The 10,108-nt window shown below is 53.1% G+C and carries 12 protein-coding genes; 5 read left to right on the top strand and 7 right to left on the bottom strand.

Annotated features, from left to right (window positions below):
• Nucleotides 1-1,210, top strand: a 1,210-nt coding sequence (locus tag ACEQU8_RS08925; protein ID WP_370263036.1) for a DUF445 domain-containing protein, incomplete at its 5' end; no start/stop codon positions are given.
• Between the two features lie 84 nt (nt 1,211-1,294).
• Here the strand turns inward: ACEQU8_RS08925 and ACEQU8_RS08920 are convergent.
• Nucleotides 1,295-2,248, bottom strand: a complete 954-nt coding sequence (locus tag ACEQU8_RS08920) for an alpha/beta fold hydrolase (RefSeq protein ID WP_370263035.1) — start codon at nt 2,246-2,248, stop codon at nt 1,295-1,297.
• Between the two features lie 243 nt (nt 2,249-2,491).
• Between ACEQU8_RS08920 and ACEQU8_RS08915 the strand changes: the two genes are divergently transcribed.
• Complete coding sequence (locus ACEQU8_RS08915; RefSeq protein ID WP_370263034.1) at nt 2,492-3,268, top strand: ferredoxin--NADP reductase; 777 nt, start codon at nt 2,492-2,494, stop codon at nt 3,266-3,268.
• 72 nt (nt 3,269-3,340) lie between these two features.
• Here the strand turns inward: ACEQU8_RS08915 and ACEQU8_RS08910 are convergent, their stop codons facing one another.
• The gene (locus tag ACEQU8_RS08910) at nt 3,341-3,742 is read right to left on the bottom strand and encodes a carboxymuconolactone decarboxylase family protein (protein ID WP_370263033.1); all 402 of its coding nucleotides are present in this window, start codon (nt 3,740-3,742) and stop codon (nt 3,341-3,343) included.
• Nucleotides 3,732-4,193: a hypothetical protein gene (locus ACEQU8_RS08905; RefSeq protein ID WP_370263031.1), complete on the bottom strand. Its 462-nt coding sequence runs from the start codon at nt 4,191-4,193 to the stop codon at nt 3,732-3,734. The genes ACEQU8_RS08910 and ACEQU8_RS08905 overlap by 11 nt, the downstream gene beginning before the upstream one ends.
• Nucleotides 4,194-4,271: 78 nt before the next feature.
• Between ACEQU8_RS08905 and ACEQU8_RS08900 the strand changes: the two genes are divergently transcribed.
• Nucleotides 4,272-4,571, top strand: coding sequence for a hypothetical protein (locus ACEQU8_RS08900; protein WP_370263030.1), 300 nt, complete (start codon nt 4,272-4,274; stop codon nt 4,569-4,571).
• 23 nt (nt 4,572-4,594) lie between these two features.
• Here the strand turns inward: ACEQU8_RS08900 and ACEQU8_RS08895 are convergent, their stop codons facing one another.
• Together ACEQU8_RS08895 and ACEQU8_RS08890 are read right to left on the bottom strand one after the other, a co-directional pair.
• Complete coding sequence (locus ACEQU8_RS08895; RefSeq protein WP_370263029.1) at nt 4,595-6,514, bottom strand: ATP-binding protein; 1,920 nt, start codon at nt 6,512-6,514, stop codon at nt 4,595-4,597.
• A 3-nt stretch (nt 6,515-6,517) separates the two neighbouring features.
• Complete coding sequence (locus tag ACEQU8_RS08890) at nt 6,518-7,219, bottom strand: dienelactone hydrolase family protein (protein ID WP_370263028.1); 702 nt, start codon at nt 7,217-7,219, stop codon at nt 6,518-6,520.
• A gap of 173 nt (nt 7,220-7,392) precedes the next feature.
• Here ACEQU8_RS08890 and ACEQU8_RS08885 point away from each other — a divergent pair, with 173 nt between their 5' ends.
• Nucleotides 7,393-7,659, top strand: coding sequence for a hypothetical protein (locus ACEQU8_RS08885; protein ID WP_370263027.1), 267 nt, complete (start codon nt 7,393-7,395; stop codon nt 7,657-7,659).
• Between the two features lie 15 nt (nt 7,660-7,674).
• Nucleotides 7,675-8,739, top strand: a complete 1,065-nt coding sequence (locus ACEQU8_RS08880; protein ID WP_370263025.1) for an MBL fold metallo-hydrolase — start codon at nt 7,675-7,677, stop codon at nt 8,737-8,739.
• Between the two features lie 97 nt (nt 8,740-8,836).
• On the opposite strand, the gene ACEQU8_RS08875 is transcribed toward ACEQU8_RS08880, so the two are convergent.
• Nucleotides 8,837-9,250, bottom strand: coding sequence for a hypothetical protein (locus ACEQU8_RS08875; RefSeq protein ID WP_370263023.1), 414 nt, complete (start codon nt 9,248-9,250; stop codon nt 8,837-8,839).
• 170 nt (nt 9,251-9,420) lie between these two features.
• Nucleotides 9,421-10,108, bottom strand: a 688-nt coding sequence (locus tag ACEQU8_RS08870; RefSeq protein ID WP_370263022.1) for an AarF/UbiB family protein, incomplete at its 5' end; no start/stop codon positions are given.

Below are 10,108 nucleotides of genomic sequence, written 5' to 3'. Positions count from 1 at the left end.
GCAAAACTACGGGGTGTATTTGTCGATCCCAATCGTGGCCGCCATATTGGGCTACGTCACAAAAATTGCAGCGGTAAAAATGATGTTCTACCCCATGAAGTTTATGGGGATTCGGCCATTTTTTGGCTGGCAAGGCATTGTGCCCCGCAACGCAGAGCGCATGGCCAGCATCGCAGTCGACACCATCACCACCAAGCTGGTGTCGGTTAACGAGGTGGTGGGCAAGCTTGACTCCGAACGCTTGGGCCGCGAGTTGGAAGGCCCGGCCATGGAGGTGATTGAGACCATCATCCGCGAAGTGATGTCCAAGCACCAGCCCCGCCTTTGGGAAAGCCTGCCAAACTTTGCACAGAAAAAGCTCATCGACCGAGTCAAGAAAGACGTGCCTGGGGTCATTGCCGGTGTGATGGACGACATCAAGGGCAATATTGATGAAATTCTTGATCTGAAAGCCTTGGTGATTCGCATCCTGATGAAGGACAAGCACCTGCTAAACCGCATCTTTCAGGAAGTTGGGCGCGACGAATTCAAGTTCTTTGGCGTGTCTGGCCTGTACTTCGGCTTCATGATTGGCTTGGTGCAAATGGTGCTGTGGGTTCTCTTAAAAGAACCATGGATTTTGCCCGTGTTTGGTTTTTTGGTTGGCTTTATTTCTGACTGGATTGCGCTGAACATTTTGTTTGAGCCCAAAAAGCCCATTCCATTTGGCTCGTACACCATTCAAGGCTTGTTCCTGAAGCGCCAAAAAAAGGTTGCGGCAGACTACGCCCGTATTATTGCAACCGACATTTTGACCCCACAAACCATTATTGGCGAAATGGTGGCCGGGCCCTTGTCAGAGCGGGTTCAAAAAATGGTGGATGAGCGCGTGCGCGAGATGGTGGACAGCAAGGCCAGCATTGTGAAGCCCTTCGTGGTCATGGCCGTGGGTGCAGAAACCTTCCAGCGCATGAAGCAAGACACCTCCGAGATGCTCATGGCGCGCCTGCATGACGTGATCATGCACGCCGAAAGCTATGTTCAAACCTCGCTGGACATTGAGAACGTGGTGGGCCGCAAGATGCAGGCCATGACCCCACTCGAATTTGAGGGCCTGCTTCGCCCCGTGTTCAAACAGGAAGAATGGATTTTGATTATGACCGGCGCCATTTTGGGTGGCCTGGTGGGTGAGGGTCAGTTGATGGTGATGATCCACCTGGGCATTATTTAAAGGCGTTTAAATGCAGCATTAAAAAAGCCGCCTCATGCAAGGCGGCTTTTTTTATTGGCGCGCAATGTGCGGCCCTTCAGGCTTTTAACTTTCTTGATTAACCCGGGCTTTGGCAAGGTTGGGGCTTTCCCGGCCAGACTCCACAAACTCAACAAATTCTGACACGCAATTGGCCACCCATTCTGCATGGCTTTTAACCACCCAGTGGCTGGCATCCACATCGCGACGCCAAATGTTTTGAGCATACGGGTAGCACGACTCAACCATGGCTGGGGTTACAAATTTGTCTTTGGTGGGCACCAGCAACTGAACCGGCACATCGGTTTGTCGAAGACGCGGGTTGCTGACCCTTGGAATAATGTTGGCCCGGTACAGGTTGATTCCATTGACCCCATCACGCCGCTGGGTTGGGTTTTCCTCAACCTCTTGCCCTTCCATCCGCTTTAAGATGCCTGGCCAGGCCTTATCCAAACCCATTTTCCAGGCCGAAGGCGCCAAAAATGGCAACTGAAATGCATACACAGACCAAGAACTGGCCGCCTGCCCAGCCACTTCGGCCAATGCTTTCATTTTGCCAGACGCCATGTTGTTACGAATCCAAAGACCGATGTGGTCCAGGCACGGCCCAGAAATGCTGGTGTAGCTGGCGATGCGCGGTTTCATGCGATGGTCGGTCACGCTTTCCCAGGTTTGAATGGAACCCCAATCGTGCGCGAGCAAATGCACAGGTTGCGTTGGGCACACAGCGCGCATCACAGCCTGAAGGTCTTCGGACAATTTGTTTAAAGAATAGTCCCACATCCAGGCAGGCTCGGTGGACCGCCCGCAGCCACGCACATCGTAGGTGACCACATGGAAGTGATGTTGAAGAATGTCCACCACGGGATCCCACACAGGGCTGGAATCCGGATAGCCGTGAATCAAAATAATGGTGGGGTTGTGTGGCTCTCCGTATGCGGTGACGGCCAACTCGACGTCGCCAGAATTCACCGTGGTTTCAGAGCTTAGCTTTTGCTGCGGGATGTTTGTCTCGGTCATTGAGGTGGGCCCTGTTTGTATGTATTTTTTATTAATCAACTTCCACTGCGTCTGTCTTTATAACCCTCAAAGCTGCCTAAGCACACCCTTTCAACTAGAGGGTCTGCTCCAATGGGCCAGGCATTTTTGGACTGCTGCAGACCAAATAAGCAAATAACTAAAAAATAGAACAACTTAGAGCGTTTTTTGGTGCGGTGCGCTATCATGAGCGCGATTGTATTTCAAAGAGATAGTGCAACAGACATGTCAAACCTGATCCAAGAACAAGTCACAGAAGTCCACCACTGGAACGACACCCTGTTTAGCTTCAAGACCACGCGCAGCCCTGGCTTGCGCTTTCACAACGGTCACTTTGTGATGATTGGCCTGGAAGTTGAAGGCAAGCCTTTGTTGCGCGCATACAGTATTGCAAGCGCCAACTATGAAGAGCACCTTGAGTTTTTTAGCATCAAGGTGCCCGATGGTAAATTGACCTCGCGCCTGCAACACCTCAAGGTTGGCGATTCTGTGTTGGTGAGCAAAAAGCCCACCGGCACACTGGTTTTAGACGACCTTAAGCCCGGCAAAAACCTGTTTATGTTTGGCACAGGCACGGGGCTGGCGCCTTTCATGAGCCTGATCAAAGATCCGGAAGTGTACGAGCGCTTTGAAAAAGTGGTGCTGGTGCACGGCGTGCGTTATGTCAACGAACTGGCCTACAGCGAGTACATCAGCGAAGAGCTGCCCAACAACGAGTTCTTTGGCGACATGGTCAAAGACAAGCTGATTTATTACCCCACAGTGACCCGCGAAGAGTTTAAAAACGTGGGGCGCATTACCACGCTGCTGGAAAACGGCGAACTGTGCAAAGACGTGGGCCTGCCGCCACTCAACCCCGAAACCGACCGAGCCATGATCTGCGGTAGCCCCAGCATGTTGGCCGACATTCGTGCCATTTTGGATGCCCGTGGCTTCGTGGTGTCTCCTGGCGTAGGCGAGCCTGGCGACTATGTGTTTGAGCGTGCCTTTGTAGAAAAATAAGCGGCGACTGCCCTATCAAAAAAGCCCGACCTGGTGTCGGGCTTTTTTATTGGTTTGGTGCAGGGCGTGGAATTAACCCTGCTTTTGCTCCAAGGCCAACTCCTCGAGCAAAGCCTTTGCCTGACGCATGCTGTCCATGGCTGCAGGAAACCCACAGTACACACTGCCATGAATGATCAATTCACGCAGTTCCTCCGGTGTTACCCCATTGTTCAAGGCGCCACGCATGTGCAACTTCAACTCGTTGGGGCGGTTTAAAGCAATCAGCATCGACACGGTGGCGATGCTACGCAACTTGGGCTCCAAAGCCTTGCGTGTCCACACCGTGCCCCAGGCGTGGGCGGTCACAATGTCTTGCAGCGGTGCAGCAAAATCGTTGGGATCGGCCACGGCCTTGTTGACGTAGTCGGCACCCAGCACCTGGGTGCGCATGGCACGCCCGGCCTCATAATTGTGGGGCTTGTCACTTGCCATACTTTTCACCAATTTTTTCAATAAAACGGTCCACGAGCCCTTCGAACATGGTCTTGATGAAGCCCGGCGTGGCCGCCTTCAACAACATGGGTACCTTGATTTCGCGAAGCTCGCCCTGGATGGACACGTCCACCAGCACTTTGCCCGATTTGTCAGTAAAACCAAATGATCCCGACAGACTGGCGTTGCCAATGCCCTCTTTGGCTTTGAAAGTGATCAGGCCCTTGCTTTTGTCCACCTCATAGGTGGCCGCATAGTGCACAGCGTGCGAAACCCCCATGGCGCCAATGGGTTTGAGCTTCCATTCGAAGGTGTTGGGGCCGATTTTGCTCAGGCTCTCCAGCTTGGGAAAAATCGAAATCAAAGGCTCGATGGCTTCCAGATCGGCCGCCAAAGCGCTGTAGGCCACGTCAACAGTGGCTTGTTTGCTCAAGGACAATTTGCTGTCCATTCTTTTCTCCTTCAAGTGAATGCCTTGTAACCCCCTGGGGTACACTGGGCGCTGATTACGAATTAACGAATTATACTCATGAGTAACATCCCGTCAGACCCTCTTCGTAAAATCAAAGCCCTCTCTGACGCTTTGGAACACAATACCTTCAAAACAAGCACAGATTTGATCAGTGCATTCCGCCAAGAAAAAGATTTGCTGGCTGAGCTGCCAGCCGTGTTTGAAGGCGCACTGGAAAGCATTCTGGAACGCTTGGAAAGCACGGCCATGTTCACCGAGGAAAGCTGCTCGTTTAGCCAAAGCGACATGGTGGCCGCTCTCACCGTGTGGCTGGACAAAGCAAGGTCGTATCTTGAAAAGCAGATGGGCATTCAGTGAGAATGCCCAAGCCGTAGCCGGGTTCACTGCGCTGGCGTGGTACACAGATCCAGAATGAGTGCATCCAGTTTGTCGAAGGCCACAGGCTTGGTGAGGTGCATGTTCATGCCCGCCTGGATCGAGGCCGCAATGTTTTGGTCATCAGACAAACCCGACAAGGCGCATATGGTGCTGCCACAGGAAGCCGCAGACAAATCGGCCCGGATTCGACGGGTGGCCTCATGCCCGTCCACATCGGGCATGTCAATGTCCATGAGCACCAGGTCGTATCGCTTGGCCTGGCACATTTCCACCGCCGCCACACCACCGGTGGCTTGGTCAACCCGGTGGCCGCGTTTGCCCAGGTAACGATCCAAAAGTTTGATGTTCATGGGGTGGTCATCCACCACCAGGATGTCCAAGGGTTTGATTTCTGCCCCACCCGCCTTTTCTGCAGCCTTGGTAGCCGGCATGCTGGCAGGCGCTACCGGCAAATTCAGGCTGATGGTGAACACCGAACCAATTTCAAATTCCGAGGCCACATCGATTCGCCCCCCCATCAGTTCCACCAAACCCTTACAAATGGCAAGCCCCAAGCCAGTGCCACCAAATTGACGATTGATGCTGCGATCGGCTTGGGTGAAGCGGGTAAAAATTCGAGCCAATTGATCGGGCTTCATGCCAATTCCGCTGTCGGCCACCTCGATGAAAACCTCCACCCTCCCCCGCGCAGGTTCAGACTTGATGATGCGGGCCCGCACATAGCCTTCGTTGGTGAACTTGATGGCATTGGACAGCAGGTTTTGAATGATTTGACGCAGCCGGTTAACATCCCCGAGCACAAACAGGGGTTGGCGGTCTGGCTCAATGAGCAGCGAGTAATCCAATTGTTTGGCCTTGGCCAAATTGGCATTCAAGCCGTGCACCTGGGTGATGAGTTCACAAAGATCAAAGCGTTCACGCTCAAGCTTCAGGCCATTGGCCTGTATTCTTGAATATTCAAGTACATCACTAAGAATAACGTGCAAGCTATTGGCCGCACTAGAAATATTTCCAAGATCCGTCTTTTGGGCCCCTTCTTCAAGTTGTTCCCCAAGAAGTTTTGCGAAGCCTATGATTGCATTCAAAGGTGTACGCAATTCGTGGCTGATTGTCGCCAAAAATTCAGCCTTGGCTCGATCTGCCGATTCGGCCTCTTCTTTGGCCCGCACCAGGTCTGAAACCTCCAGAAAAACCGCATGCACATACACACCCTGAGGCTTGGCTTCACGCTGCAAGGTGACCTGAAAGTGCTGCTTTGCAACCCCGAACTGCGCCAGGGTTGAAAACAAACCGGACTCCTTGTTGGGGAAAGCCTCGGCGCGACCAAACATGGCCCGCAACATGACGTGGTGAACCGGATCCACTTGCTCGAGCAACACCTGCCAATTGCGCAAAAAGTCGTCTCGGGTAAAACGAAAAAACCGCTCAATCGACTGGTCCACGTTTTTAACGTCCAGCCGACCGGTTGCGTCCACCAGGAATTCGGTGACAAAGCCGTTCAGACACCCCTCGATGTTCAGCAAGCGATGCCGCTCAGAGTCGTAGGCTTGAAGCAGAAGTTGATTTTCGCGCTGCAAACGGTCGAACTCGGAGGCCAGGGTGTGGCTAAGCCGACCAAGCGATGCGCCGGGTGGCAAGGAGGGGCCTGCCGGCCCACTGGCCGCCACCAATGTGGCCATGAGCTGCTGCGAGAACCAAGCCCGGGAAAGCACGACGGCCAGGGTGCTGGCCAGCAATACTGTGACAAACCAAAGCAGCCACTGGCCGTACTGGGCCAAGCTGCCCAGTTGCGACCAGAACACAAGCGAGGCCAGGCTTGAAAGCACAAAAAGCACGCACCAGATCGGCCTGGCTCGCCAAAGTTGGGCAAGGTGGGCCCCAAAGGTCACTGGAATGGCTGCGCCGCTTGAGGCCCCTGGCATGGCTTAGCCCAAGGCCGAAGCCAGAAATTGCAGCGTACGCCCCCGCGCCAGGGCAGCCGCCTGTTGCTGATACATGGGCCGACCCCAGCAATTAAAGCCGTGGTCTACCCCAGGGTAGGTGTGAATGGATGCTTTGGAATTGGAGGCAAACGCCTGTTTGATTTGCCCCACTGCCTCCATGGGAATGTAGCCATCTTGCTCGGCAAAATGCATCAAGATGGGCGCCTTAACCGATGGGGCGCGATCTAGCGCGTTTTGAATGCCGCCGCCGTAGTAGCACACCGCGGCATCTACAACACCAGGATTGCTGGCCACCACGTATGACAAAAACCCACCCATGCAAAAGCCCAAACTTGCAATACCGCCCTTGACCTCGGGCAGTTGGCGCAGCGCCTTGGCCGCCGCGCACAGGTCCTGCTCAGCCTTGGCGAAATCCATGCCCTGCATTAAAGCAAACCCTTTTTGAAAACCTGCCTCGTCGTAACCCAGATCGACCCCGGGAGACTGTCGCCAAAACACATCGGGCGCAAGCACCACAAAGCCATCCATGGCGTATTGGTCCGCCACGTCGCGGATGTGCTGGTTAACACCGAAAATTTCTTGAATGAGCAACAAGCCTGGCCCGGTGCCTGTGGGTGGCAAAGAAACGTAGGCATTGAATTGACCACCATCCCCGGCGGCAACAGAAACTTGACGTGACTGCATGGATACTCCCTGATCGTTGCACGGTTGAAATGTGAGATTGATTCTAACAGCCAGGCGAGTTTGGACAAGAAATGGGCACCATACAACACGAAAAGAAATTTTACTGTACAGACTTACAGTGTTTATTGTACAGTTGTTTGACAGGGCTAAACACCAAAAATAAAGGAACAGACATGGGCATTAAGACACTCTCAGTATTTTTTTTGGCATGGGTTGCAGTGTGCGCGCTGGTGATCGAACCAGCTTTTGTGGCCCCATTTTTTAACGCGGGCACCAGCCTCGACCTCGCTTTCAACGGGGCTGTGGGCGAGTTGGGTGGTGTGCAAAGCGGTCTTGGGGGCAATGCGGTAGAATCCATGGATCATTTTCGTGTGTTGTGCCTGTTGTACTTCGGCCTGCCTGTTGTTGTGTTTTTATCCACCCGGCTGAAGGATTTGTAAGGATGTTCCAAAAGCATGAAATCCATAGTCCGGTTGTGTGTGTGGCCTGTCACAGTCTTATTGGCCGCATGCACCACCACCAACCCGTATTTCAGCCCCGAAAAACCCCACCACCGGCCTGACGGCTTTGTGAATTCCGACGGCTCTCGCGTATCCAAACCGCTATCAGACCTTTTGCGTTGGTATCGCGAGCGGTTCGGTGAAAGCCTGCCCCCGCCCCCGGGCCAGTTTATTGCGAGCTACGACGATTTCCCCGTCATCGACTTCAAGGCCAGCCAGCTCAACGAACATGGTTCCAAAAGCATCACCTGGCTAGGGCACGCGGGCGTGTTGGTACACGCCCATGGCTTTAATCTGCTGACCGACCCACACTTCTCGGAAAGGGCGTTTCCGGTCCAATGGATGGGCCCCAAACGCAAGGTTCGCAGCCCTGTACAGGTTCAAGATCTCCCTAACATTGATGCCGTGGTGATTAGCCACAGCCATTACGACCACCTTGACCATGACACCATTGTGGCTTTGTCCAAGGCACAGCCCAACACGGTGTTTTTGGTGCCCTTGGGGGTTGAACACATCCTGAGGTCTTGGGGAGTGGGCAATGTGAAGGCCTTGGATTGGTGGGAATCGGCCCCGGTGAATGGAAGTACCTTGACCTTTGTGCCAGCACACCACTGGTCAGCCCGAAACCTCACCGACCGCAACAAAACGCTCTGGGGTGGTTGGGTGCTCAAACACCCTGAACTTTCCTTTTACTATTCAGGCGACACTGGCTACAGCAAAGATTTTGTTGAAATCGGTAAACGCTTGGGGCCCTTCGATGCCAGCGCCATCGCTGTGGGTGCATACGAGCCACGCTGGTTTATGAAAGAACAACACATCAACCCAGACGAGGCCCTGCAGGTTCATCACGATGTTGGGTCGGCCTACTCCATCGGCGTGCACTGGGGCACCTTTGAGCTAACCGATGAAGCCCTGGATCAGCCCATTGGCGATCTGGCCCAGGCCCTTAAAAACCGCAACATGTCCACACATGCCTTTGAGCTTTTGTCTGCGGGCCAAACCAAAGCGCTCAAACCATAAACCCAAAGTATAAAGGGCGCCGACTGGGGCGCCCTTTTATTCTTACATCCGCAATCACTGAATTATTATGTTAAATGTCTCTTAATGTCTGTCTAGGTCAAACCAGCTTGTTCAGCCCAGGCATGCAGTGGCGGACCAAGCTCAGGGCCAAGATGTCGGAGTATTGCTGATCCCCGGCCTTGTCTGACAAAAAGTGCATGCCAGCAATGCTGGTGTTGCCTGTCGCACTTAGCTTGAAGGGTGTGTCTTGAATAATCAAAAGCTGGGTGCCCTCTGCGTACAAATCAGCAATTATATTTTGAATCAATGCGCTAGAGCGCTGAATACTCGCGCGAACCACCAGCAATCCAATTTGCAGGTTGTCTGCCGCCAGTTGTAATTCTTTGCCGGTTTGACGAGGCAGCACCTCGTATTTGCCCCACACCTTTTGGGCACCTGCACATAGTTTTTGTAGCAATTGCGCGTTAGGTTCTAAAACAACCACGCCGATTGAATCATTTGCAGTCGTCATCGCTTAGCCTTTTTGTCTAGGACAATCTTCAAGTATTGGAACACAAGCTATGATTAGGGGCAAATGAATTCTTCTATGCACCCAATAATCATTTTTAATCGAATAAACCAAGCTGATAGCCACTACTTAGAGAAGCGATGAAGGGGATGGTTCCCCGAATTAAAAATAAATTACTCGAGATTCAGATAAGGCTTGAGTAGATCGTGAAGACGAAGTTCGGCGCGTAGGGTTCGCAAGGTGACCAGCACACCACCAATTCGACGATGAAGGAAGATAATTTCTTTGGGTGGAATCTTAAAATGCTTGGACATCATTTTAAGCGCTGCTGTTTGCCCCACCCTTGCAGGTAAATCGGTATCGCCAAACCTGTAAGCCCCCCCTGGCGTATACAAATGCTCGGGCACCTTGGGATCAAACGGTTTTCTAAAGGGTTCAACAATCAGCTCAGTGAGGTCACCAAACCCTTCCAACACGGCGCGTGGGGTATCCGCATCCATTAACCCAATGTCGAGCACACCTTGCGCTATTTCTTGCCGGTTGGCCAAAAGGGAACCCCGCACAATTCGCCCGTAGTTGTTCACAAAATCAACATCGAAACGACGGGTGGCACCAAAGTCCAAGGTAACGATTTGATCGTTGTCGCCCTCTTCGTCAATGCGGATGCGGTAATTGCCAAAATGCGGGTCGGTTTGAACCATGTGCCATTCAAAAAATTCGGTCACAAACAGTTCAGCAAAAGCCCTGGCCAGTGCTTTGCGGCGAGCCTGCGACAAGGCCTGCACTTCTTTGGACGCCACCGAGAACCCGGGCTCGTAGCGGGTGGTCAGCACCCGCTGTGCACAAAACTCGGGGTACACC

The sequence above is a fragment of the Limnobacter sp. genome (assembly GCF_964228395.1).
Classification (GTDB): domain Bacteria; phylum Pseudomonadota; class Gammaproteobacteria; order Burkholderiales; family Burkholderiaceae_B; genus Limnobacter.
The sequence above is the reverse complement of the archived record's forward strand: the minus strand, read 5'-3'. Positions and strand labels throughout refer to the sequence as shown.

Coding starts and splice junctions, on each gene's coding strand:
- ACEQU8_RS08910 (WP_370263033.1), bottom strand. CDS start 3,742: ATGGCAAGTGACAAGCCCCACAATTATGAGGCCGGGCGTGCCATGCGC.
- ACEQU8_RS08920 (WP_370263035.1), bottom strand. CDS start 2,248: ATGACCGAGACAAACATCCCGCAGCAAAAGCTAAGCTCTGAAACCACG.
- ACEQU8_RS08880 (WP_370263025.1), top strand. CDS start 7,675: ATGAAATCCATAGTCCGGTTGTGTGTGTGGCCTGTCACAGTCTTATTG.
- ACEQU8_RS08890 (WP_370263028.1), bottom strand. CDS start 7,219: ATGCAGTCACGTCAAGTTTCTGTTGCCGCCGGGGATGGTGGTCAATTC.
- ACEQU8_RS08905 (WP_370263031.1), bottom strand. CDS start 4,193: ATGGACAGCAAATTGTCCTTGAGCAAACAAGCCACTGTTGACGTGGCC.
- ACEQU8_RS08900 (WP_370263030.1), top strand. CDS start 4,272: ATGAGTAACATCCCGTCAGACCCTCTTCGTAAAATCAAAGCCCTCTCT.
- ACEQU8_RS08885 (WP_370263027.1), top strand. CDS start 7,393: ATGGGCATTAAGACACTCTCAGTATTTTTTTTGGCATGGGTTGCAGTG.
- ACEQU8_RS08895 (WP_370263029.1), bottom strand. CDS start 6,514: ATGCCAGGGGCCTCAAGCGGCGCAGCCATTCCAGTGACCTTTGGGGCC.
- ACEQU8_RS08915 (WP_370263034.1), top strand. CDS start 2,492: ATGTCAAACCTGATCCAAGAACAAGTCACAGAAGTCCACCACTGGAAC.
- ACEQU8_RS08875 (WP_370263023.1), bottom strand. CDS start 9,250: ATGACGACTGCAAATGATTCAATCGGCGTGGTTGTTTTAGAACCTAAC.